We start from the raw sequence: 24,626 nt of genomic DNA, 5'->3' as shown, positions 1-24,626 counted from the left end.
ATATGATTGGACGCCAGATCGTCTACGAGACCGAGGTCGGGTCGACCAATGACCTCGTGGCGGCGCGGGGGGCGCGCGGAGAGGCCGAGGGGTTCGTCCTGGTGGCGGACTCGCAGACGGCGGGACGCGGACGGCGCGGGCGCACGTGGTACTCGCCGCCCGGCAGCGGCCTGTATGCGTCGGTGCTGCTGAAACCGCCCGCCGAAGTGGTCGGACTGCTGACGCTGGCGGCCGCGGTCGCCTTGTGCGAGGCCGTGCGGGAGAGCACCGCGCTCGCCGTCGAGATCAAGTGGCCGAACGATTTGCTCGCGCCGGGCGGAAGGCGCAAACTGGCGGGCATCCTGGTCGAGGGCAGTGCGAGCGGCTCTCGCGTGGAGTACGCGGTGCTCGGGTTCGGCATCAACGTGGGGCCGAGCGCGTATCCCCCGGAGATTCGCGATCGGGCGACGTCGCTCGAGGAAGAACTGGGGCGGCCGGTCGACGCGTCGAGCGTTCTGTCGCATTCGCTGGCCGCGCTCGACCGCCGGTATGACGACCTGCTCGACGGGCGTGCGGCGGCCGTCCTGGCGCGCTGGTTGGAGCTGTCACCCGGCGCTCGCGGTGCCCGCGTGACTTGGGCGGCGAACGGCGTCGTGCGCGAGGGGGTCACGGCCGGCATCGACGCGCAGGGCGCGTTGCTCGTGCGGACGCCGGCGGGAGTGGAGCGGATTGTGTCCGGAGAGGTGACCACGTGCTCCTGGCGATAGACGTCGGCAATACCAACATCGTGCTGGGCGTGTTCGAAGGCCGGGAGCTTCGCCATAGCTGGCGGCTGGCCACGTACCGCGAGCGCACCAGCGACGAGCTCGGCATCCTGGTCTCCGAGCTGTTCGCGCACGCCGCGCTGCCGCGGGATCGGATTACCGGGATCATCCTCAGTTCCGTCGTGCCGCCGCTGACGCGCCCCGCGGTCGAGATGTGCCGGCGCTATTTCTCGCGCGACGCGCTGGTGGTGGATCCGGCCGGCAACGCCGGCATGGTGGTGCTCTACGAGCCGAAGACGGACGTGGGCGCCGACCGCGTGGTCAACGCCGTGGCCGCCTACGAGCTGTACGGCAAACAGAAGCGCGCTCCGATCATCGTCGTTGATTTCGGCACGGCCACGACGTTCGATGCGATCACCGAGCGCGGCGAGTACCTGGGCGGCGTGATCTGCCCGGGCGTGCAGATCTCGGCGGACGCGCTGTTCCAGCGGGCCGCGCGGCTGCCCCGCGTCGACGTGCAGAAGCCCGCGACGGTCATCGGCAGGACGACGGTGACGTCGATGCAGTCGGGGCTGTTTTTCGGCTACGTCGGCATGGTGGATGGCATCGTGGCCCGGATGCGAAAGGAACTTGGTCCCGCCCGCGCGTTCTGCATCGGCACCGGCGGCCTCGCCGAGATCATTGCCGCCGAGACCGACACGATCGAGACGGTCAACCCGGATCTCACGCTGCTCGGGCTGAAGATGATCTGGGAGCGGAACAGGAACTGAAGGCCCGGAAGACTGATGGTGGACGCCGGGGAGTACTGCCGCGAACTCGAAGCGCACCTGTGCCGGAAGAACGACGGCCACTTGATCCGCATTGCCGGTCCCGCCTTCGAGACGGTCTGCGGGTGGGCGGAGCAGGGCATTCCGCTGAAAGTCGCCTTCCAGGGAATCGACCGCTACTTCGAGCGTTACTACGCGAAGGGGCCGCGCCGGCGTCCCGTGCGGATCGAGTTCTGCGAGGCGGACGTGCTCGACGCGTTTGACCAGTGGCGTCGCGCGGTCCGAGTGGCCGCAGCCGGCGCATCCGGCGAGCAGGCGTCCCGCCAGCCGTCGCTGCCCGCGCACCTCCAGCGCGTCCTGCAGAAGCTGACGACGGCGCGCGGCACGAGCGGCGACACGGCGGTGACCGCCGCGATCGATGCGGCCATCGATCGCGTGGAGGCGGTGCGCAGCGCCTCGGCGTCGCGGGGCGGCGCGGCGCGGGAGGCGGCGATCGAGACGCTCGCGGCCATCGATCGCGACTTGATCGCGCAGGTGCGCGAGGCCGCCGATGCCGCGACCCTGGCGGCGATGGCCGCCGAGGCGGAGCAGGAGCTGTCCGGTTTCGCCGCGCGCATGACGCGGGAGGCGCACGCTGAGGCGATGACGGCCGCGACCGGACGACTCCTGCGCGCGCGCGCCGGACTTCCGCGCATCGCGTATCGCGACTGAAAGCGGCCCAACCGGATGCTGGCCACCAACGACCTCGTCGAGCTCACCATCGAGAAACCCGCGGCCGGCGGCCGCATGATCGCGCGGCACGAGGGCCAGGTCATCCTCGTGAGCGGCGCGATCCCGGGCGAGCGCGTGAGCGCCAGGGTCGAACGTGCGGACAAGACCCTCGCGTATGCCGCCGTCGTCGACATTTTGGAGCCCCACCGGGCGCGGCGTCTTGTCGCCGGCGATTGGACGTGCGGCGGCAACGTGTACGCCTTCATCGATTATCCCCATCAGCTGGCGATCAAGGCCGACGTCGTGCGCGACGCGTTCGCCCGCCTCGCGCGCCTGCCGCTCGATCGCGACGTGCCGGTGACCGGCTCGCGGGAGGACGGCTACCGCATGCGCGCCCGCTTTCAAGTGATGGCGGGACGCGTCGGGTTTTTTCGCGAGGGCACCCACGAGTTGTGCGAGTCGGGCGCGACCGGACAGCTGCTGCCGGAGACCTCGCGCGTCATCGCGCAGGTCTCGCAGCGGCTGCGACAGATCGACCCCGAGGGCGTGCTGGCGATCGAGCTTTCAGAGAACATCCCTGGCGGCGAGCGCGCAATCCACCTGCAGCTGCGCCCCGCGGCGCGCGTCCGCACGACGGTCTTCGGGCCGATCGCGGGGGTGCGGGGGATCACCGGCGCCACGTGCCAGCTCGCGAGCGGCGCGCCCGTCGTGCGGCTGGGTGGCGTGCCACTGGTCGGCGACGAGCTGAGCCAGGTCCTGGGGGTGCCCGCGGCGCGATTCGGTGACGTGCGCGTCGAGCGCAGCGCGCGGGCATTTTTCCAGGGCAATCGTTACCTGCTGCCGCGGCTCGTGCAGGCCGTGCTCGCGTGGGTCCCCGCCGAAGGGGAGGTGCTGGATCTGTACGCGGGTGTGGGCCTGTTCGCGCTCGCGCTTGCGGCGACCGGGCGCGAACAGGTGACCGCGGTGGAAGGGGACCGCATCAGCGGCGCGGATCTCGTCTCGAATGCGCGCAAGTGCGGCGGCGCCATGCGCGTCGAGGTCGGATCCGTCGAGGGATACCTGGCAAGGCGGCAGGGGGCGCGCGCGCCCACCATCATCGTCGACCCGCCACGGACCGGGCTCTCGCGCGATGCGCTCCGCGCGGTGCTCTCGCACGGGGCCACCCGGCTGGTCTACGTGTCCTGCGACATCGCCACGCTCGCGCGCGACGTGCGCCAGGCGGTGGACGCCGGCTACGCCCTGGCGCATCTCGAAGCGTTCGATCTGTTCCCGAACACGGCGCACGTCGAGACGCTCGCCGTGCTGCAGAGGGCCGAGGCGTCATGAGGCGCTGGATCATCTGTCTGTTGTGGCTGCCGCAAATTGGCATCTCCGGCTCGGCCGCGGCGCAGACCGTTTCACGGTTCGATCGTGGCACCAACCCCATCGCCCTGAGCGGGCCGGCGCGGCCGCAGCGCTACATGGAGGCGTCGGGGCTGCGCGCCGCGTTTCTGGGACGCGAAGACGGCACCTTCGAAGCCTGGGTGTACCCGCTGAAGGTGCTCCACGGGTTCGAGCTGTCGTTCCGCACGCCGGCGCACGCCGACCCGATACCTGGCAGCGCGCTCGCGGCGTCCGTGGACGTTCGCCCCGAGGCGAGCGCGGTGCGTTACGCGCACGACTCGTTCACGGCCGATGCGATCTGGCTGGTCCCGCGCGACCAGGCGGGGGGCATCGTGCTGCTGGATATTCGCACGTCGGTGCCGCTGCAGGTCATCGTGAAGTTCCGGATCGATCTGAAGCCGATGTGGCCTGCCGCGCTCGGCGGCCAGTACAGCTACTGGGACGACACGCTGAAGGCGTACGTGGCGGGAGAAGCCAGCCGAACGCACGCGGCGATTGTCGGCTCACCGCTCGCGCTCACCCCGCCGGAGCAGCCGGCGCACAACCTGCCGGACGCCCCCTCGCAGTTCACGATCGCGGTGAGCCCTGAGGACGCCGCTCGCGGCCTGGTGCCGATCGCCATCGCCGCCACGCCGAACGGCCCCGACGCCGCAAGGACGATCTACGCGGGCCTGCTCGCGGCCCCGGAACACGCGTATCACGAGGCGGCCGCGCACTACCGCGGCCTCCGTGACACGTTCACCTCGCTCGACACGCCCGACGACCGGCTCGATCTCGCGTTCGAGTGGGGGAAGGTCGCGCTCGACAAGGGCTTCATCTGCAACCCACAGCTCGGGTGCGGGCTGATCGCGGGGCTCGGTCCGTCCGGCACGACCGAGCGCCCCGGCTTCGGCTGGTTCTTCGGCGGCGACGCGTTCATCAACTCGTGGGCCATCACCGCCTACGGCGACTTCGAGACGGTCAAGCGATCGCTCGAGTTCCTCCGCAAGCGGCAGCGCGCCGACGGGAAGATGATGCACGAGCTGTCGCAGGGCGCGGCGTACATCCGCTGGTTCGAGGACTTCCCGTACGGCTACTACCATGCCGACACCACGCCCCTCTACATCACGGCAGTACGCGACTACGTGCGCGCGAGCGGCGACATCGCGCTCGCGAAGGAGTTCTGGCCCTCGATCAGGAAAGCCTACGGGTACTGCGCGTCGACAGACGAGGACGGCGACGGGTTGATGGACAACACGAAAGCGGGGCTCGCCGCGGTTGAAACGGGAGCGCTCCGGAGCCGCGACGTGCTGACCGACGTCTTTCTCGGAGCGGCCTGGACGGAGGCCGCGGCCGCCGCCGCGGAACTCGCCGAGATCGCGGGCGATCCCCTGTCCAACACCGCGCGCGCGGCCCACGAGAAAGCACGAGCCTCGCTGAACGCACGCTTCCTGGACGACGCGAGCAGGCGAATCAACTTCGCGTACATGAAGGATGGAAAGGGGCAGGCGGAGCCGACCGTGTGGCCGGCATTCGGGATCTGGCGGGGCGTGTTCGACGCGGATCGTCCCGCCGTCGCCGGCGCGCTCGACGAGCTGGCGGGGGCCGGCATCGGGGCGGACTGGGGCGCGCGCATGCTGTCGCGCGAGAGCCGGCTGTACGATCCTCTCAGCTACAACAACGGCGCCGCGTGGCCGTTCCTGAGCGGCTTCGCCATCCTCGCGCTCTATTCGCAGCATCGCGCCGACGCCGCCTGGTCGTACCTCGATGGCACGGCTGAGCTGACGTTCATCGAGCCGCGGGGCTACATGCCCGAGTTGTTCTCAGGCGACCTCCTGCGGTCGGTTGACGCGGCGGTGCCGCACCAGCTGTTTGCGACAACGGGTCTCATGTCGGGAATCATGCGCGGCATGATCGGATTGCGAGAGCCGCCGGCGCTCGCGCCCGACGGCGTTCTGACGATCGAGCCGCAGATGCCGCCGGACTGGAACCGGATGACGCTGCGCCGCCTGCGCTGGCGCGACGCGAGCTTCGACGTGATCCTCGACCGCGAGCCGGGCGGCATCGCGGTGTCGGTCAGCAACGAGGGTCAACCGCGGCCGCTCGTCGTCAAGCTGGCCCCGGCGCCGGGCGCCGAGGTCCGGGGTGCGGGGCGCGAGCTGCGGTTCGCCGGCGGGCGGACTCGGGAGACGCAGCGCGTACGCGTGCGGCAAGGGTTCGAGCTGGTGGCCGAGCACGCCCCCCTGGCGCTCGGCGACCCGTCGGGACGGTTGCGCATCATCAGGACGTCGGCGAGCGGCCGTGACTTTACGGCGAAACTGCAGGGGCGGCGCGGACGGACCTACCGCGTCCGGCTGCGCGCTCCCTCCAACCGCGTGGCGATCGACGGAGGCACCCTGCGTGGCACGCGGGACGGGTGGATGGAGATCGACGTGACGTTCCAGGGAGAGCGCGACTGGATCGAGCAGGCGCTGGCCGTGCGCCCTCGCTGATGGCGAGCCGCTAACCTTGCGTGCGGTTTCTCTCTTGAGCCGCGATCACCAGCCCGCGAAAGAGGCCGGCGAACTCGCCGCCTTCGACGAAATTCTCCGGGTGCCATTCGACGCCGACGCAGAATGGCGCGTCCGGTTTTTCGACCGCCTCGACGATCCCGTCCGGCGCGGTCGCGGTGGCGATGAGGCCGGGGGCCGTGCGGCTGACCGCCTGGTGGTGGCGGCTGTTGACCTGCGCGATCGTGCGTCCGAGGATCGAGGCGAGGCGCGAGCCGGGCGCGATCGCGATCGGATGTGCGGTCGCGTTCCTTGGCTCGGCGACCGCATGATTTCCGGCGCCTGGCACCTCGCTCGGGATGTCCTGCACGAGCGTGCCGCCGGCCGCGACGTTGAGCACCTGCATCCCGCGGCAGATTGCGAGCAGCGGCACGTCCTGCTCGAGCGCGCGGGCCGAAAGCTCCAGCTCGAAGTCGTCGCGGGCGGGATCGGCGAAGGACACGCGCGGGTGGGCCGTCTCATCGTAGCGCGCCGGATCCACGTCGGGCCCGCCGGTCAGCAGGATGCCATCGACCGCCGCCAGTGCGTCGGCCACGGGCATCGTGCTCCAGTCGAGCACCACCGGCTCGCCGCCCGCTGCCCGGACTGACGCCTCGTAGTCCGCCATCCTCGAGCACTTCGAAATTCCGATCCGCGGCTTGTGAGGCACTCCTTACATCCTCGCGGGCACTTCGCATCCCATGAGGTCCAGCGCCGTCGTGAGCTGGCGTTTCACTGTACTTGGCGAGGGTGGCGGGCTCCAGCGTGCGCACCGCCTGCTCGACCACTTCGTCGAGGCGCGCGGCCTCGAGCGCCAGCCCCCAGAGATCGTGGCCTTCCTCGCCGGCTGCGAGCGGCGCGCCATCCGATTGCTCGAGCGACGCGATCATGTCCGCTTCGGTGATCCCTTCGCGGTCCTGCAGCTTCCCAAAGATGTTCTTCGCCCGGACGACGGCGTACTGGAGGTACGGACCGGTTTCCCCCTCGAAGCTCAGGGCCTCGGCGATGTCGAAGACGATCATCTTCGACAGCGAGTACTTGAGCAGGAAATATCGCACTGCCGCCGTGGCAATCGTGCGCGCCGTCTGCCTGCGCTCGGCGTCGGGCTGCTCGGGGTTGCGCTTCTCGACCTCGCCGAGCGCCTTCTCAAAGAGGCGGTCCAGCAGGTCGTCCGCCTTGACGCCGAGCCCCTTTCGCCCCGAGACGTCCACGTACGGCTTGCTCGTGTCGTCCGGCTCGTACCCAAGCTCCCGCGCTGTCGCGTGCGACAGCCCGACCATCTCGTAGGAGAAGTGCGTCGAGTTTTCCGCCTCTCGCGCGTAGCCCATCGTGGCCAGCGCCTGCTTCAGCAGTTTCTGAAGGTACGACTGCCGGGTGTCGATCACGTTGAACGTCATCGACGCCCCCCCGAAGTGCGGCCGGCGCGGATCATCCTGGCCGGCGGTGGACGTCGTCGCCCAGAGCGGCGGACGGCCGGCGCCACGCTCCTGGTACACGCGGTAATAGAAGTCCTTGCCGAGGACGCCGAGCTTCCAGAACTGGTAGGCGATGTCCTTGCCGACGTACGTGACGGTGCCGTCGGAGCGGACGATCACTTTTTCCTTGTGATCCGCGTCTTCGTCCCCCTCGAGGTCCGCGCTCTGATCGTCTTCGATGCGCATGACCCAGCAGCCCTGGAGTTTGCCCTCCGTCTGCAGGTAGACGGCGCCTTTCTGCTTGAGCACTTCGAAGGCCGTCGCCCAGAACTTGAGCCGGAGGATGTCCCCTTCCCACGTGAGCAGGTCGTACTCGACGTTCATGCGCGCGAGCGTCTGCAGATGCGCGCGAACGATCCGGTCGGCGATGAACGCCCCCATCTCCGCGTTCGCGTTCCCGCCGTGCTCGATGTCGTGCAGCGTGCGCGCGCGTACCTTCAGCCGTTCCCTGTCCTGCTCGTACCACTCCGTCACGCGTGCGTACAGGTCCCAGCAGTAATAGTCGAACCGGCCGGCGCCGGCGAGGGCTCGAACCTCGTCCAGCCCCTTGCGCTCGAGCTCCCGGAACCCGACGACCACGTCGGCGACCTGCACGCCGGTATCGTCGATGTAGTTCTGCACTTCGACCGGGATCTGCCGGAACCGGAGGAGGCGCACCAGGCTGTCGCCGAGCGTCGAGTTCCGCAGGTGGCCGACGTGCGCCGCCTTGTTCGGATTGATGGCCGTGTGCTCGACGATGGCCTTGCCGCGATTGGCGGCTTCGGCCGCCGGCCAGCCGGTTCGCGTCAGCTGATCGACGAGGAACGCGCGCCGGTCGAGAAAGAAATTGATATAGCCGCTCGGCGCCGCGGTGACCTGCGTGACGCCCGGCGGGACGGGCAGCGCCGAGGCGATTTCCTGCGCGATGGCGCGCGGCGCCTTGCGAAGGCGCCTGGCGAGCTCGAACGCCAGGGGTACCGCGAGGTCGCCCATTGCGCGGTTCGGCGGCGTCTCGATCGGGATGGTCGCGGGCATTGCCGCCTCGTCGAGCTGGTACAGGCGGCGAACGGTGTCGATCAGGGCTGCGCGAAGCGTGTGATGAATGGGCAGAATCATGAAGCGTCGGGAGCGTGATGGCGGTCGTGATACGATTCGATCAACTGCAGTGCGCGCTCGTAGTCATGCGGCGTGTTCACGTTGAACAAGAGCGTTCCAGCCGGTCGATCGAAGCGCGCCACCTCGCCGGGACCGATCTCACGAACCCGCAGCGCGGACAGCGCATCGATGATCCGCCGGTGGCCCGACGACGCCCGCCGCTCCAGCTCCGCCAGCGCGCGATGGGACCAGCAGGCGCACAACGGATGATACCCATCGGCGGTCTTCGGCAGCGCGACGTCATAGCCGCGGCATTCGGCCGCCAGCCATCGGACAAAGGCGGCCGTGACAAACGGCAGGTCGCACGCGAGGACGATCGTGGCCTCCGCCGCCGATTCGGCCATCGCGGTCACCAGGCCCCCCAGGGCGCCCGCGCCGTCGATGCGGTCGGGCACGACACGGAGGCCGAGCGGCTCATACGTGCCAGCATCATTGCTGACGATGAACGGCTCACCGGGTGCCAGCGCCTCGCGCAGGGCGGCTATCTGGCGATCGACGATGCGCGTGCCGCCAAGCGGCAGCAGCGCCTTGGCGCGGCCGCCGAGCCGCGCGGCGCGACCGCCCGCAAGGATGGCTGCCGACAGGTGCTGCAATCCCACGACAATAGCATTGTTCAGGCCTCGCGGCGCGGCCTGTCGCGGCGCATCAGCCGCTTCGCGGCGGCGCAGTCTGCGCGAGGCCTGGATGAGTGAGGCCCGGATCGGCCGCCTGCTCGTCGCGAGCCTCCACCAGGCGATCGCCGACGTGCTGCCGGATCGCCTCGAGTTCTACGAGAACTGGCTGAACGCGCGCGGGCTGCGTCGCGGCACCATCGGGCTGGCTGCGATCTCCGCCGTGCTCAGCTTCCTCCGGGGCGAAGGGGAGATGTACGCCGAGGTCGTGCGGCGCGCGGGCGAGCACGCAGCGGAGTGGGCGCTGCTCAGCACGGGACGCGTCCGCCGCGCCATGGCGCTCGCGCTGCCGCGCGCGGCGCGCGCGCGGCTGGCGCTGTCGCTCGCCCGCCGGATCACGCGCGAGACGTACGCCGACAGCCGCGCGATCACGAAGATTCGCCGCGGCACCGCGCGGGTGGAACTGCGCGGCTCGCTCTTCTGCGAGGTGCGGGAGCCAGGCGAGCGCATGCTGTGCGGTTTCTACCTGGCGCTGGCCGAACGCCTGCTGCAGCGCTACAACGTGCCCGCCGAAGGCGAGATCGACACGTGCCGCGCTGCAGGGGGGCGCAGCTGCGCCATCGTGATCCGGCTCGGCGCCGCCGCTCCCGTCGGCGCCGCCGGCGTGCTCACCGCGCTGCTCCTGCTGCCCCTGCTCGCCGCCGGTGCCGCGGCGCAGGAGCGCCCCGCGGGAGAGCGGCTCCTCGTGGTGCCCTTCGAAAACGTCGAGCGCGATCCCCCGCTCTTCTGGCTGACCGAAGGGGCAGCCATCCTGCTCACCGACGCCGCGATCGACCAGGGGGCCAGCGCCATCACCCGCACCGAGCGGATCCGTGCGTTCGACGACCTGCACCTGCCCGCCGCGTCCGTGCTCAGTCGCGCGACCGTCATCAAGGTCGGGCAGCTCGTCGGCGCGGCGCGGGTCGTGGTCGGCAGCCTCCAGCGCACGCGGCGCGAATCAGCCGCCGATTCGGACATGGCCGGAGACGAGCTGGTGGTCCGGGTGCGCGGCGTGCGCCTCGACACCGGGCGCCTGGATCCGGAGATCACCGAGCGCGCGCCGCTCTCGCAGCTCTTCGAGTTGTTCCAGCGCGTCGCTGCCCGGCTGCTCGGCCGCGGCGCCCCGTCCGCCGCCTCCGCCGAGCCCGACCGCGTCCCGCTCGAAGCGTTTGAAAGCTACGTGAAGGGCCTGCTCGCGGAGAACTCGGAAGCGCGCGTGAAATACCTCGAGGCGGCGCTGCGGCAGTACTCCCGCTATGACCGCGCGAACCTCGCCCTGTGGGAGGTGCGGAGCGAGCGCGGCGAGTACGCGCAGGCGCTCGCCGCCGCGCGCGGCATCCCGGAGTCGTCGTCTTTTTCCCGGCGCGCCAGGTTTGCCGTCGCCCTGTCGCTCCTCGACCTCACGCGTCACGACGAAGCGTTCGACGCACTGAAGGCGCTCGACGTGGAGGCGCCGACGGCCGCGCTCCGCACGGCGCTGGGGGTGACCCAGATCCGCCGCGGGTGGACGCCCCAGACCGGTAAACCGGCGTACTATTTCGATCGCGCGGCCGCGCTCGAGCCCAACGATCCAGACGCCTACTTCAACCTGGGCTACGCCTACGCGCTCGACAACGACCCGCAGGCGGCCATTTACTGGTTGCGCGAGACGGTCCGCCGGAACCCCGCCGACGCGGAAGCGCACTTCGTCCTCGGCGCCCTCCTCCAGGGCACCTCGAACACGGTCGAAGCCCGGCGCGAGCTCGACCTGGCCGCGCAGCTGTCCGCCGCGCACGCCGAACTGGTGAAGGAGGCGGGGGACGACAAGGTGAAGGTCCCTGCCGGCCTCGAGCGGCTTCGGCGGCGCCTGGATCCCCATTCGAGCGTGGAAACCGCCATCGCGATGCCCGCGCAGCGCGAGCAGCGGGAGCTGGCGACGTTCCACCTCGATCGGGGGCGGCGGCTCGTCGATCAGCAGCGCGACCGTGAGGCCATTGCCGAACTCCGGCGCGCCATCTATCTTTCGCCGTACAATGCAGAAGCGCACCTGCTTCTCGGTCGCGTCTACCTTCGCTCGGGACGCGTCGCGGACGCGATCGGCGCGCTAAAAATATCCATATGGAGCCAGGACACGGCTTCGGCGCGCGTCGCGTTGGGGGGGGCCTACCTCCGGTCCGGCGATCGAACCGCCGCGCGGGAACAGGCGGAGCGTGCGCTCGCGCTCGCGCCCGATTCCGCCGAGGCGCGGCAGCTGCTGGCGCGCTTGCAGTAGCCGCCGGGGCCCTCCTCGGTGCGCAGGCACGCCAGGACCCGCCGCTGGTGCTGTCGGCGACGGTCGATTCCGTCATTCATCCCGTCAGCGCGGACTTCATGGTGAGCGCCATTCGGCGCGCCGAAGCCGAGCGCGCCGCGCTGCTCATCTTCACGCTCCGGACCCCGGGCGGCCTCGTGGACTCGACCCGCGAGATCACCACCGCCATCGTCGCCTCGCGCACCCCCGTCGTGGTGTTCATCGCGCCCTCGGGTGCGCGCGCCGCCTCGGCCGGGTTCCTCATCACGATGGCGTCCGATCTGGCCGCGATGGCGCCAGGCACGCACATCGGCGCCGCGCACCCCGTCAGCGGCTCGGGCGAGAAGATCGACGAGACGATGTCGAAGAAGATGGCGTCGGACGTGGCGGCGAGCGCCCGCGCGCTGGCGTCGCACCGCGGGCGCAACGTCGCGCTCGTCGAGCAGGCGGTGACCGAAAGCCGCTCGTACACGGAGCAGGAGGCGGCGCAGGCCTCGCCGCCGCTCGTCGAAGTGATCGCGGCCGACGTGCCGGACCTGCTGAGAAAGATCGACGGCAGGCAGATCGCGCGCTTCGACGGCCGCAGGGAAGTGCTCCACACCCGCGGCGCCCGGGTCGTCCCGATCGAGATGAACTGGCGGCAGCGCATCCTGAGCGCGATCGCGCACCCGCAGGTGGCGTACATCCTCTTCACGCTCGGCACGCTGGGGCTGACGATCGAGCTGTGGAGCCCCGGCGCCATCCTGCCGGGCGTGGTCGGTGGCATCTGCCTGCTGCTGGCGTTCTTCGCGTTCTCGATCCTGCCGATCAACTACGCGGGGCTGCTGCTGATCGTGTTCGGCCTCGCGCTGATCATGCTCGAGGTGAAGTTCACCAGCTACGGCGTGCTCGGCGCCGGCGGCCTCGTCGGCCTGGTCGTCGGCTCGCTGATGCTCGTCGATGCGAGCGCGCCGGACCTGCGGTTGCCGCTGTCATTCGTCCTGCCGATCGCGCTGGGGATCTCGGCGATCATCCTGTTCCTCGTACGGCTCGCCGTCGCCGCGCAGCGCGGGCGCGCCGTCACGGGCGAGTCAGGCATGGTCGGCGAGCTTGGGCGGGCGCTTTCGGCGATCACGCTCGACGGCGGGCAGGTCCTCGTGCACGGGGAAATCTGGAATGCGCGGTCGGACGTCCCGATTCCCCCGGGCGGCACCGTACGTGTGGTCGCGCTGAACGGGCTCACCCTCGTTGTCTCGGCCTACGGCATCATCGCCAAGGAGCAACCATGACCATCTCTGCACCCGCGATTGTCGGGTTCATCGTCGTGCTCTACCTGATCTCGTCGATCAAGATCCTCAACGAGTACGAGCGTGGGGTCATCTTCCGCCTCGGCAAGCTGCTGCCCCAGCCCAAGGGACCGGGCATCATCCTCGTGTTCGCTCCGATCGACCGCATCGTGCGGGTGAGCCTGCGGACCATCGTGCTGGACGTGCCGCCGCAGGACGTCATCACCCGCGACAACGTCTCGGTCAAGGTCAACGCGGTCGTGTACTTCCGGGTCATGGATCCGAACCGCGCGATCGTCGAGGTGGAGAGCTATCACTACGCCACCTCGCAGCTGGCGCAGACGACGCTCCGCAGCGTTCTCGGAGAAGTCGAGCTCGACGACCTGCTCTCGCAGCGCGAGCAGCTCAATAAGCAGCTCCAGAAGATCCTCGACCTGCACACCGACCCATGGGGCATCAAGGTGAGCGCCGTCGAGGTGAAGCACGTCGACCTGCCCGCCGACATGCAGCGCGCGATGGCGCGGCAGGCCGAAGCGGAGCGCGAGAAGCGTGCTAAAATCATCCATGCCGAGGGCGAGCTGCAGGCGTCCGAGAAGCTTGCGCAGGCGGGCGCCGTCATTGCCGCCGAGCCGGTCTCGCTGACCCTGCGCTACCTGCAGACGCTCACGGAAATTGCTTCCGAGAAAAACTCCACTATCGTCTTTCCGCTGCCGATCGAGTTGCTCAGCGCGTTGATGAGCGGCCGCGGATCGCAGCCGAGATAACGTGTGTCACATCCCGCGGAAGACGGGTTCCACGAAATCCAGCTGACCGGAAAACAGCTGGTGTTCCTCTTCATGGCGACCACCGTCGTCGCCGTGGTGATCTTCCTGTGCGGCGTCCTGGTGGGACGCGGCGTCAGGACCGATCGCGCGGCGACGGAGGCGGCCGCCATGACGCGTGAGACGCCGCCGGATGATGCCGTCACGCCGCCACCGGCCGCGCCCGCGCAGACCGGAGAGCCCTCGGCGGCGACGGCCGAAGATCTCAGCTACGCGCGGCGCCTGCAGGGGGAGGATCCGAAAGAGCAGTTGAAGCCGGGCGCGCCGGAGGATTCCACGGCGGAGCCGCCGACGCCCGTCGAGTCGACCTCCGACCAGCCGCCCGCCGAGCCGCAGGCCCCGGCCTGGGCGGTCCAGATTGCCGCGCTCCGCGATCGCGCAGCCGCCGTCGCCATGATCCGGCGCCTCACCAGCAAGGGCTACCAGGCGTTCATCGTCGAGCCGCGCGCCGGTGCGCCGGCCGCCGGCTACCGTGTGCGCGTGGGCCCGTTCCAGGATCGCCGCGAGGCGGAACAGGTCTCCCGCCGCCTCGAGCGAGAAGAGCAATTCAAGCCGTTCATCACCCGCTGACGCGCCTGCACGTCGCGCTCGCGTGCGTCAGCGGTGTCCTGCTCGCGCTCAGTTTCCCGAAATTCGGTCATCCAGCGTTCGCCTGGGTGGCGCTCGTGCCGCTGCTCATCGCGGCGTGGGACTGCGGCCGCGCGCGCGCGCGGCGGCGCGCGTTCCTCCTGGGATGGATCGCGGGGCTCGTGTACTTCGCCGGTACCCTCTACTGGCTCGTCCAGGTGATGACCGTCTACGGCGGCCTCAGCACCCCGGTGGCGATCGGCGTCGCGATCCTCCTGATCGCCTACCTCGCCCTGTTCGTCGGGATTGCGGCGTGGGCGGTCGCGGCCGCGTGCGCCACGTTCGGCGCGAGCGGCCTGCTGCTCGCCCCGGCCGCGTGGGTCGCGGGGGAGCTCGGGCGCACGTACGTGTGGAGCGGCTTTCCGTGGGCGCTGCTGGGCTACAGCCAGGTGCGGGTGACGCCGATTGCGCAGACCGCGAGCCTCGCCGGCGTCTACGGGCTCTCGATGCTGATCGCCTTGACGAGCGCCGCGCTCGCCTATGCCTTCGTGGCCCGCCGCCGGAGGTTCGTGCCCGCCATCGCCGCCGCGGCGCTGATCGCAGCGACGGCGGCGTGGGGAGCGGCGCGAGTCTCGCGCGCGGCGCTGACCCGCGAGGGCACGCCGATTCGCGTCGGGGTCGTGCAGGGCAGCATCTCGCAGGACGAGAAGTGGTCGCCGTCGCTGCGCGACGCGATCATGCGTCGCTACATCGATCTGAGCCGTGCCGCGCTCGGGGAGGGGGCGCGATTCGTGCTCTGGCCCGAGTCGTCGCTGCCGTTTTATTTCGAGGTCGATCGCGCCGGCGTGGAGCCGATCCGGCGTCTGGCGCGCGAGGGGCGGGCGGCGTTCCTGGTTGGCAGCGATCAGATCGAGCAGGTCCAGTCCGTCCCGGGCAGGTCGCCGCGCGAGCGCTACTACAACGCGGCCTTCCTCGTGCTGCCGGATGGATTGACCGGCGCCGTGTACCGCAAGATGCACCTGGTCCCGTTCGGCGAATACGTGCCGCTCAAGGACCTGCTGTTTTTCGTCGCGCCGCTGGTGGAGGCCGTGTCCGACTTCTCGCCCGGGGACGCGCCCACGACGCTGCCGATCGGCGGCCATGCGGCGAGCACGGCGATCTGCTACGAGGTCGTGTACCCGCGACTCATCGCGGGCATGGTCGATCGCGGCAGCGAGTTGCTGACAACGATCACCAACGATGCCTGGTTCGGCGAATCATCCGCCGCCTACCAGCACTTCGACCAGGCAGCGATGCGCGCGATCGAGCAGGGGCGCTACCTCGCGCGCGCGGCGAACACCGGGATCAGCGGGTTCGTCGATCCCTACGGCCGCGTGATCGCCGACACGAAGCTGTTCGAGCCCGCCGTGCGGGTTCGCGAGGTGCGCTTTCTCACCGGACGGACCGTCTACGGCGTCATCGGCGACTCGGTGGCGTACGCAGGACTTGCCGTCACTCTTCTGGTTCTGACGGTTGGTTCTTCCAGGAGGGTCTTTCGGTAGGTTCTCCACGATAGGCTCTGCAGGATAGGTTCTGCACGATAGGTTCTGCGCGGCGGGTTCTGCACGGGGGGTTCGGCACGGCAGGTTCGGCGCTGAACCCCCCGTGCCGAACCAACAAGTTACAATGGTCCCATGGCCGTTCAGCAGATCGACGAACTCGTCAAACGCTACCAGGAGCTCGCAAAGCGGGCCGGCGATCTTCGGAGTTATCTTTGACGTTGCACGCCTCGATGCCGAGCTTGCGAAGATAGAGGCGCAGGCCGCGGCGCCTGATTTCTGGAACGACCAGGCCAACGCACAAAAGGTCCTACAGCGACGCAGGCGCGTCGAGGAAGACCGCGAGCTCGGCGACGCGCTCGGCCGGCACGCGGACGATGCGGGTGTGCTGATCGAATGGGCACAGGCCGGAGAGCCGGTCGAGGAGGACCTGAAGACGGCGCTCGACCTGTTCCAGGCGGACGTCGACGCCGGCGAGATCAAGAAGATGCTCGGCGGCGAGCACGACCGCAAGAACGCGATCGTGACCATCCACCCGGGCGCCGGCGGCACCGAGTCGCAGGACTGGGCCGAGATGCTGCTGCGCATGTACCTGCGCTGGACCGAGCGCCGCGGCTTCAAGCGCGAAGTCATGGACCTGCAGCCGGGCGATGAAGCCGGCATCAAGAGCACGACGTTCACCGTGACCGGCGACTTCGCGTACGGCCTGCTGCTCGCCGAGGCGGGCGTCCACCGCCTCGTGCGGATGTCCCCCTTCGACCAGGCGGGCCGCCGCCACACGTCGTTCGCGTCCGTCTACGTCTGGCCCGAGCTGCCCGACGACGTGGACATCGAGATCGAGGAAAAGGACCTGCGCATCGACACGTTCCGGTCCGGCGGCCGTGGCGGCCAGCACGTCAACGTCACCGATTCGGCCGTGCGGCTGACGCACCTGCCCACCGGGCTCGTCGTGTCCTGCCAGAACGAGCGGTCGCAGCACCGCAACCGCGACTCGGCGATGCGCGTCCTCAAGGCGCGCCTCTACGATCTGAAGACGAAGGAGCAGCAGGCGAGGCTGGAGCAGCTTGGCGGCGAGAAGAAGGACATCGCCTTCGGGAGCCAGATCCGCAGCTACGTCCTGCACCCCTACCGGATGATCAAGGACCACCGCACGAAAGAGGAAGTGGGTGACGTCGATCGCGTGCTCGACGGCGACATCGACATGTTCATCAAGGCGTACTTGATGAAGAAGGCCGCCGGCGCGCTGTCGGCAACGGCGGAGGACACTGAGTAACAAACCACGGGCCCGTGTCCCTTTGTGCAGGCAGATCATCGATCATTGACGACTGGAGCCTCCGTTGACCGTCGTCCTTAAATTCGCCCGCCGCGCCGGGATCGTTGCGCTGTTCTTCGTCGCGGCGGGGCTGGGCACGGTCACCGGCGTTCTCTTCGCCTATTCCGGCGACCTTCCGGCGATCGAGGCGCTGGACGACTACACCCCCAGCACGATCACGCGCGTGTACGACGCGCGCGGCCGGACCATCGGCGATTTCGCCATCCAGCGGCGCGAGGTCATCACCTACGAGCAGATTTCGCCCACGCTGCGCCACGCCATCCTGGCCGCCGAGGACGACGAATTCTTTCAGCACTTCGGGCTGAGCATTCCGCGCATCGCCTTGACGCTCGTCAAGGACATCATCGAACGGCGGAAGGCCGCCGGTGCGAGCACCATCACGCAGCAGCTCGCACGCAACCTCTTCCCCGCCACGATCGGCTTCGAGAAGACGTGGGAGCGGAAGATCAAGGAAGCGATCGTCGCCATCCAGCTCGAGAAGCGGTACACGAAGCAGGAGATCTTCACCTTCTACTGCAACCAGATTCACCTCGGGCACGGCGCCTACGGGGTGCAGGCCGCGTCGCGGCTCTACTTCGCGAAATCCGCGAAGGACCTGGGCCTCGAAGAAGCGGCGCTGATTGCCGGCATCATCCAGGCGGCCTCGCGCCAGAGCCCGTACGTGAACATGGACGCCGCGAAGCGGCGCCGCGGGTATGTGCTGCAGCGGATGGCGGACCTGCACTACATCACGCCCGAGCAGGCCGCCGCCGCGAAGGCGAAGCCGATTACGCTGCGCGGCGATCCGGCCCAGGACCAGTCGATGGCGCCGTACTTCGTCGAGGAAGTGCGCAAGCAACTGGAGGCGCGCTACGGCGTGAAGCCGCTCTACGAGGGAGGCCTCACCGTTCAGACGACGCTCGACAGCGACCTGCAGCGATCGGCGAACCTGTCGATCACCGAGGGGCTGCGGCGGCTGGACAAGCGCCGCGGATGGCGCCGGCCGTCGCGCAACGTGGTGGCCGAGGGGCACGCCGCCAGCGCGTTCCGGCACCCGCGATGGGACAAGCCGGTCGCGGCCGGCGACGTCGTGCCAGCCCTGCTCATCGGGGTTGACGGGCCGCGCCTGCGCCTGCGCGTGGGCGCGCGCGCGGCGGTGATCGAGCCGTCCGGCTACGCGTGGACGCGACGGAAGCCGGCGCAGATCGGCAGGGCCGGTGATCTCGTCGAGCTGCGCGTGCAGCAGGTCGCACCCGACGGCTCCCTCACAGGCTCGCTCGAACAGCCGCCGGCGCTCGAGGGAGCGCTGCTGGCGATCGAGAACCGCACCGGCCGCATCCTCGCGATGGTGGGGGGCTACAGTTTCGACCGAAGCAAGTTCAACCGCGCGACGCAGGCCGCCCGGCAGGTCGGATCGGCGTTCAAGCCCTTTGTGTACACCGCGGCGATCGATCGGGGATACACGCCGGTCTCGACGATCATCGACGCGCCGGTCGCCTTCCCGACCGGCCCGAACCAGCCCCCGTACTCACCGCAGAACTACGACCATGAATTCTGGGGGCCGATCACGCTCCGGCGCGCGCTCGAGCAGTCGCGAAACGTGCCGGCCGTGAAGATGATGGAGGAGCTTGGCCCGCCGCAGGTGATCGCCTACGCGCGGCGCCTCGGGCTCACCTCGCCGATCCCCCCGTACCTCGCCGTGGCGCTCGGCGCGGCGGAAGCGACGCTGCTGGAGATGACGAGCGCCTACTCGGTCTATCCGAACCAGGGCGTCCGCATGTCGCCGTACACGATCGCCAAGGTGACGGACCGCGAAGGCAACGTGCTCGAAGAGCACCGTCCCGAGCCGCACGACGCCATCCGTGCAGACACCGCGTATGTCATGACCAACCTGCTGCGCGGCGTCGTGGTGAGGGGCACGGCGGCCAAGGCCGCGGAGATCGCGTGGCCCCTTGCGGGCAAGACGGGGACGACCGACGACTACAGCGACGCGTGGTTCATCGGCTTCGATCCCGAGGTCACCGTCGGCATCTGGATCGGGCACGACCAGAAGAAGACGATCGGACCCGGGTTTACCGGCAGCGAGGCGGCACTGCCGATCTGGATCGATCTCATGAAGCGCTACGTGGACGGCCGCACGCCCCCCGCCTCCTTCGAGCCGCCGGGCAATATCGTCTTCGTGGCGATCGATCGCTCCACCGGCGACGCCGTCGAGCCCGGCACCCCGGGAACCATCCAGGAAGCGTTCATCGCGGGGACGCAGCCGGGGGCGGCCGTCAGGCAGTAGTCAGGCACGAGGCACAAGGCACAAGGAAGGCTTCAGGAACCCTCGTGCCTCGTGCCTATTGCCTTGTGCCTGATCCTCACCCTCCCGATCCTGTCCACCCCGCTGCACGCGATCCACAGGTCGCCGTTCGGCGCCGTCACCATGTGGCGGACGACGCCACCGCCCGAGGGAATCGGCCAGGTCTGGAACGTGGCGGTCTTCGGATCGAAGCGGACGATGGTGTTCGGCTCGACGCCCGACTCGCTGTACCAGATCGCGCCGTCCGAGGTCGCCGTAATGGCATACGGCCGCGACCGCTCGCCGCCGGGCGACTTGAACTCCTCCACGTTCCACGGGGTGAGCGTCACCCGGCCGAGATACCCGCGCGCGTAGTCCGTGTAGTAGATCGTGTCGTCGGCAGTCACCGCGATGCGGCGCGGACGCGCCCCCTCGGGCAACGCGTATTCCGTGATCGCCATCGTCTTCGGATCGATCGTGCCGATTTTGTTCGTGTTGAACAGATCGAAAACGGGCACGCCCTTTGAGGTCACGACGATCCCGTACGGGCGCGAGTTGGGCGTCGGCGCTTCCGTCAACGTGATCGCTCCCGTCTTCGGATCGAGCTTGCCGACGAAATTGCCCCCCTGCACGGTGAACCACAGCGTGCCCTTCTGGTCGAAGATCGGCGTGTGCGGATCTCTCGCGCGCGGGTCCGGCATTTTGTACTCCGTGACCCTGCCGGTCTTCGGGTCGAGCTTGCCGATGTGCGCGGCGAAGTTTCCCGTGTACCAGATATTCCCCTCCGTGTCGGCCACCAACCCGTGCGGGCCCGATTTCGGCGTGGGCAGCGGGAATTCCTGGATGTTGCCCGTGGACGGGTCCAGCCGTCCGAGCGTGTTGTTCATCTGGCCCGTGTACCAAGCGGCGCCGTCGGGCGCCACCGCCGGATCATGCGGGCGTGACTTCGGCTGCGGCACCGGCCACTCGTCGATCGTGACGTGGAGCCGGCTCCCCGTTGACTGACCCAGGCTGGCGACCGCCGATGCGGCGAGCAACGCCGGCACCAACCAGACCGTTCGACCGCTCATGTGTCCCCCCTCCTGCTATAGTTCCACGATGCTTCGCGTGCTGCTGCTTGGCTGCCTGCTGGCACTGATCGCTATTACGCCGGTCACCCTTCACTCGTTTGCCGAAGGCCCGTTCCCCGGGTTCACCGGAGGGTTCGACGAGCCCACCTGCCAGCAGTGCCATTTCGGCAATGACCTCAACGCCCCGGGCGGGAAGGTCACGCTCTCAGGCCTGCCCGCAGTGTATGAGCCGGGACAGAGCTACACGGTTTCGGTGTCCCTCGCAAAGAATGGGCTCGAGAAGGGCGGGTTCCAGCTTTCCGCCCGCGCCGCTTCCGGCGCGTCGCGCGGGCGCGACGCCGGAGGGCTCGTCGTGCAGGGGACGGATCTGCAGGTCGTCACGAGCGAGGACCGGAAGACGACCTACATCCAGCACTCCCCCGCGGGGACGCGCACGAAGACCCCGGGAACGATCTCATGGCGATTCCGCTGGACGGCGCCGAAGACCGGCGTCCCCGTGCGGTTCGACGTCGCAGCGAACGCGTCGAATAACGACGAGTCGCCGATGGATGATTTCATCTACACCGCAGCAGCGACTGTGAAACCGAAGCGCTGACCGCCGAGAAGTTCGTCCCCTGCGCCCCCCGTGGTTTGTGACTCGGCGTCCTCCGGGGACTCAACGTCTCGTTCCACGCGGAACAGGGCGCGACGGGCCATCGCCCCCGCGCGGGACGGCGCGCGACGGACGGTCGCTTTCGCCGCCGCGCGGAGCCGACGGCGGCGGACCGTACGACGGACGCGCGTGCGACGGGCGGGAGTACGTGGGGACGGAGCGGGTCGGGCGATCGGCGCTCGGCGGAGCCGCGGGCGGCGGCGCCGGTCGCGAGTACTCCGGGTTGCGCCGCGCCGGCCGGTCGTACGCCCGCTCGCGCGGCCGCGCCGGCTCGTAGCTCGACGGCGGCTCGTAGCTCCGCTGTGGCTCGTAGCTCCGCGGCGCCGAACGAGGGACGCCGCGCGGCGCGTAGCCTGGCCCACCATCGGGCAGGCCGCGCGGGCCGTAAACTGAACGGCTCCGCGCAGGCCCATCCCAATCCGCACCCGCGGCCTCCGGCACCTGACCTCTGGCCTCTGGTACCTGGCCTCTGCCCTCACGCCCCCCCGGTCCGAGATCGGCCGACGGGTATCGGGAGCGTGCGCGATTTACCGGCGCGGCGGTGGCCGGCGCGCCGAGCACGCCGGATGCGGCCGGGGGAGTGGCGCGCGGCGTTCCCATTCCGTCACGGCGCCTTCCAGCCTCGCGTGACGGACCTGAAGGGCCCGCCCCGTGCGAGTCAACCGGCCGCGGGCTCGAAAGCTCCGCCCCGCGTGTGACCACGCGCGTCCGTCCCGCGGCGTAGATCGGAGCGGCGTTGGCGCGGGCACTCACCGTGTCCGGGCGCACGGGCGCCGCTGCGCTCTCGACCGACCATCGCGGCACGGCACGCTCGATGGAGTGGCGCGGCACCGCGTATTGGCCGACATGGCCGCGGGAGGCGAAGGCGTGTCGCGGCACGACCGTCCACGCGCGGTACGGGTCGTAGTACCCGCGCCCGCCGAAGCCGACCTTCACGTTGATGATGTTGAAGATCGGCCGGCCGTTCCACCCGAGCGGGCACCAGCCGACGTAACCCGGCGCCGAGGCCCAGTACACGTAGGCTGGCCCCCAGTGCCGCGCGGGAATCCAGAACCACGCGCCCGCGCGAAAACCCCAGCGGCCGTAGTGATGCGTGGGCCACCCCCACCACGGGTCGCCGGCAATCCACGTCCAGCCCCACGGGCCGTAATAGCTCCAGCGGCCGTAGGAGTAGGGGCGCCACTGCACGTGCACGCGTGGGTACCAGACGTAGCCGTACGTGTCCTCGTAACGCCAGTCGCCGTACCGATCGAACGAGGCGGCATACACCCGCACATCATCCGGCAGATAGCGCGCCGAGGTCGTGCCGGTCCGCTCGTCGCGGCGATCCTGCGCCCAGCGGTCGAAGGCGTCCCACGCGGCCGAGTTGTACGCCTGCGCGTAGGACGGCGCCAGTGACGCCGTGGCGAAGGCGCGCGCCCCCGCGCCGACGCCGGTTTCACCGAGATCGTTCACGAGCGTCGCGTAACCCCGGATCGTGATCAGCTCGACGTCCGGACGCCCGCTGCTCTCGCCGAGGAGCGCGATGCGGTACTCGCCCGGCGTGTCGATGCGGACGGCGCCTGCCGGCGTGTCGATGCGATACGCGACGCGGTCGCGCCCCGCGATCGTCAGCCGGAGGCGTCCCTCGAGCAGCCGCAGCAGCTCGTCGGAGAGAAAGTCGAGCGACGTGTAGTGGTCGACATCGAGCACGCTGGCGTCAACGAACAACACTTCCACGCGCCCGTCCTGCGTGCGCAACCGGTCGCCGGAGAGGAGCGGGACGTTGATGTCGGCCTGGTCGGCGCGCCCATCGTGCGTGATCGTCGCGGTGCCGTCCACGTAGGCGACATGCGCCGGTTCCGGCGTATCTGGCTCGGGGGCGGTCTGCGCGAGGCCGGGCATCGCCGCGGCGAGTGCGCACACCACGAGCAGGAGCCGCAGGGCGACTGGTGAACGAGTGACCATCGGTGACCTCTGACCCGAGACGGGACGACAGGGTGATGACCCTGCAGGCGGGCTGGCGGGTACAACTATAAAACAAGAAGTGTGACTGTCACACTTCTTCGTAAGTGGGACAGTCACACTTCCGCTCAATTAAGTGTGACTGTCACACTTCCTGGCCGACAGGCATTGACAATAGATTACTCACATTTTATACTATCTTTATTGTTAACGTTATCGAGAAGGGACTGGAACACATGAGCAAGATCATTGGTATCGACCTGGGCACCACCAACTCGGTTGTGGCCGTCATGGAAGGCGGCGAGCCGGTCGTCATTACCAATGCCGAAGGCAGCCGGATCACCCCGTCGGTCGTCGCTTTCACCAAGTCGGGTGAGCGGCTCGTGGGACAGGTCGCCAAGCGGCAGGCGGTCACCAACCCGGAGAACACCGTCTTCTCGATCAAGCGCTTCATGGGGCGGCGCTTCGATGAAGTGAACGAAGAGATGAAGATGGTGCCCTACCAGGTCGTTCGCGCGAGCAACGGCGACGTGCGCGTGAACGCCGGTGGGAAGGAATATTCGCCCCCCGAAATCTCCGCGATGATCCTGCAGAAGCTGAAGCAGGCCGCGGAAGACTACCTGGGCCAGACGGTCACCAAGGCGGTGATCACGGTGCCTGCGTACTTCAACGACGCGCAGCGCCAGGCGACCAAGGACGCCGGCAAGATCGCCGGCCTCGACGTCTCGCGCATCGTCAACGAGCCGACCGCGGCCGCCCTGGCCTACGGCCTCGACAAGAAGAAGGACGAGACGATCGCCGTCTACGATTTCGGCGGCGGCACGTTCGACATCTCCATCCTCGAAGTCGGCGAAGGGGTCGTCGAGGTGAAGGCGACCAACGGCGACACGCACCTTGGTGGCGACAACCTGGACCAGCGCGTGATCGAGTGGATCATCGCGGAGTTCAAGAAGAGCGACGGCATCGACCTCGGCAAGGATCGGATGGCGCTCCAGCGCCTGAAGGAGGCGGCCGAGAAGGCGAAGATGGAGCTGTCGTCGGTGCTGGAGTCGGAGATCAACCTTCCGTTCATCACGGCGGACCAGAGCGGGCCGAAGCACCTGCAGATGAAGCTGACGCGCGCGAAGTTCGAGTCGCTCGTCGAGGATCTGCTGCAGAAGACCGTCGGACCGACCCGGCAGGCGCTCGGGGACGCGGGCGTCGACGCCGGCAAGATCGACGAGGTGGTGCTCGTCGGCGGCTCCACGCGGATCCCGCGCGTGCAGCAGATCGTCCGCGATCTGTTCAAGAAGGAGCCGCACAAGGGCGTGAACCCGGACGAGGTGGTCGCGGTCGGCGCTGCGATCCAAGGCGCCGCGCTCGGCGGCGCCATCGACGAGGTGCTGCTGCTCGACGTGACCCCGCTCGCGATCGGCGTAGAGACGGGGGGCGGCGTGTTCACCCGGCTCATCCCCCGCAACACGACCGTCCCGACGGAGAAGAGCGAGATCTTCACCACCAGCGTGGACAACCAGAGCTTCGTGCCGATCCACGT

Annotated in this window: 19 protein-coding genes; 14 read left to right on the top strand and 5 right to left on the bottom strand. The window is 69.2% G+C overall.

The annotated features are described in order from the left end of the window. Nucleotides 1-2 precede the first annotated feature (2 nt). From HYU53_13045 to HYU53_13025, 5 genes are read left to right on the top strand one after another with little or no spacing between them, the layout of a single operon-like run. Nucleotides 3-746 (top strand): biotin--[acetyl-CoA-carboxylase] ligase, encoded by a 744-nt coding sequence (locus tag HYU53_13045; GenBank protein MBI2222119.1) that lies wholly within the window; start codon nt 3-5, stop codon nt 744-746. Beyond that, nucleotides 731-1,513 carry a type III pantothenate kinase gene (locus HYU53_13040; GenBank protein MBI2222118.1) on the top strand — a complete coding sequence of 261 codons (783 nt, stop codon included), beginning with the start codon at nt 731-733 and terminating at the stop codon, nt 1,511-1,513. The genes HYU53_13045 and HYU53_13040 overlap by 16 nt, the downstream gene beginning before the upstream one ends. 15 nt (nt 1,514-1,528) lie before the next feature. Then, nucleotides 1,529-2,221 (top strand): hypothetical protein, encoded by a 693-nt coding sequence (locus HYU53_13035; GenBank protein MBI2222117.1) that lies wholly within the window; start codon nt 1,529-1,531, stop codon nt 2,219-2,221. Between the two features lie 15 nt (nt 2,222-2,236). Continuing rightward, nucleotides 2,237-3,547, top strand: a complete 1,311-nt coding sequence (locus HYU53_13030; GenBank protein ID MBI2222116.1) for a class I SAM-dependent RNA methyltransferase — start codon at nt 2,237-2,239, stop codon at nt 3,545-3,547. After that, nucleotides 3,544-6,075: a hypothetical protein gene (locus tag HYU53_13025; protein MBI2222115.1), complete on the top strand. Its 2,532-nt coding sequence runs from the start codon at nt 3,544-3,546 to the stop codon at nt 6,073-6,075. Before HYU53_13030 ends, HYU53_13025 begins: the two co-directional genes overlap by 4 nt. A gap of 10 nt (nt 6,076-6,085) precedes the next feature. Here HYU53_13025 and HYU53_13020 read toward each other — a convergent pair whose 3' ends face one another. From HYU53_13020 to HYU53_13010, 3 genes are read right to left on the bottom strand one after another with little or no spacing between them, the layout of a single operon-like run. Further along, nucleotides 6,086-6,667, bottom strand: coding sequence for a gamma-glutamyl-gamma-aminobutyrate hydrolase family protein (locus HYU53_13020; protein ID MBI2222114.1), 582 nt, complete (start codon nt 6,665-6,667; stop codon nt 6,086-6,088). Beyond that, complete coding sequence (gene argS, locus HYU53_13015; protein ID MBI2222113.1) at nt 6,591-8,681, bottom strand: arginine--tRNA ligase; 2,091 nt, start codon at nt 8,679-8,681, stop codon at nt 6,591-6,593. The genes HYU53_13020 and argS overlap by 77 nt, the downstream gene beginning before the upstream one ends. Further along, nucleotides 8,678-9,319 carry a molybdenum cofactor guanylyltransferase gene (locus tag HYU53_13010; protein MBI2222112.1) on the bottom strand — a complete coding sequence of 214 codons (642 nt, stop codon included), beginning with the start codon at nt 9,317-9,319 and terminating at the stop codon, nt 8,678-8,680. Before HYU53_13010 ends, argS begins: the two co-directional genes overlap by 4 nt. A gap of 85 nt (nt 9,320-9,404) precedes the next feature. Here HYU53_13010 and HYU53_13005 point away from each other — a divergent pair, with 85 nt between their 5' ends. The 7 genes from HYU53_13005 to HYU53_12975 all read left to right on the top strand — a co-directional run bounded on the left by HYU53_13005 (nt 9,405) and on the right by HYU53_12975 (nt 19,429). Continuing rightward, a complete protein-coding gene (locus tag HYU53_13005; protein MBI2222111.1) occupies nt 9,405-11,621 on the top strand; it encodes a tetratricopeptide repeat protein in 2,217 nt (738 codons plus the stop codon). 47 nt (nt 11,622-11,668) lie between these two features. Next, a complete protein-coding gene (locus HYU53_13000; GenBank protein ID MBI2222110.1) occupies nt 11,669-12,907 on the top strand; it encodes a nodulation protein NfeD in 1,239 nt (412 codons plus the stop codon). Next, nucleotides 12,904-13,668 (top strand): slipin family protein, encoded by a 765-nt coding sequence (locus HYU53_12995; protein ID MBI2222109.1) that lies wholly within the window; start codon nt 12,904-12,906, stop codon nt 13,666-13,668. The genes HYU53_13000 and HYU53_12995 overlap by 4 nt, the downstream gene beginning before the upstream one ends. 3 nt (nt 13,669-13,671) lie before the next feature. Further along, complete coding sequence (locus HYU53_12990; protein ID MBI2222108.1) at nt 13,672-14,295, top strand: SPOR domain-containing protein; 624 nt, start codon at nt 13,672-13,674, stop codon at nt 14,293-14,295. Between the two features lie 86 nt (nt 14,296-14,381). Further along, the gene (lnt, locus tag HYU53_12985; protein ID MBI2222107.1) at nt 14,382-15,833 is read left to right on the top strand and encodes an apolipoprotein N-acyltransferase; all 1,452 of its coding nucleotides are present in this window, start codon (nt 14,382-14,384) and stop codon (nt 15,831-15,833) included. A 132-nt stretch (nt 15,834-15,965) separates the two neighbouring features. Further along, a protein-coding gene (gene prfB, locus HYU53_12980; protein ID MBI2222106.1) for a peptide chain release factor 2 occupies nt 15,966-17,103 on the top strand; the annotation gives its coding sequence in 2 pieces (ribosomal slippage) (nt 15,966-16,046 and nt 16,048-17,103; 1,137 coding nt in all). A gap of 64 nt (nt 17,104-17,167) precedes the next feature. Next, entirely contained in the window at nt 17,168-19,429 is a 2,262-nt protein-coding gene (locus HYU53_12975; GenBank protein ID MBI2222105.1) for a PBP1A family penicillin-binding protein, read from the top strand. Nucleotides 19,430-19,461: 32 nt separating this feature from the next. On the opposite strand, the gene HYU53_12970 is transcribed toward HYU53_12975, so the two are convergent. Beyond that, entirely contained in the window at nt 19,462-20,496 is a 1,035-nt protein-coding gene (locus HYU53_12970) for a lyase (protein MBI2222104.1), read from the bottom strand. Nucleotides 20,497-20,524: 28 nt separating this feature from the next. Between HYU53_12970 and HYU53_12965 the strand changes: the two genes are divergently transcribed. Further along, the gene (locus HYU53_12965) at nt 20,525-21,091 is read left to right on the top strand and encodes a hypothetical protein (GenBank protein MBI2222103.1); all 567 of its coding nucleotides are present in this window, start codon (nt 20,525-20,527) and stop codon (nt 21,089-21,091) included. A gap of 60 nt (nt 21,092-21,151) precedes the next feature. On the opposite strand, the gene HYU53_12960 is transcribed toward HYU53_12965, so the two are convergent. Then, entirely contained in the window at nt 21,152-23,095 is a 1,944-nt protein-coding gene (locus HYU53_12960) for a FecR domain-containing protein (GenBank protein ID MBI2222102.1), read from the bottom strand. A gap of 233 nt (nt 23,096-23,328) precedes the next feature. Here HYU53_12960 and dnaK point away from each other — a divergent pair. Then, the coding region (gene dnaK, locus HYU53_12955; protein MBI2222101.1) for a molecular chaperone DnaK at nt 23,329-24,626 on the top strand (1,298 nt) is incomplete at its 3' end.

Source organism: Acidobacteriota bacterium (genome assembly GCA_016184105.1).
Classification (GTDB): Bacteria; Acidobacteriota; Vicinamibacteria; order Vicinamibacterales; family 2-12-FULL-66-21; genus JACPDI01.
Note: the sequence above shows the minus strand (reverse complement) of the source record. Positions and strands in the feature narration are given on the sequence as shown.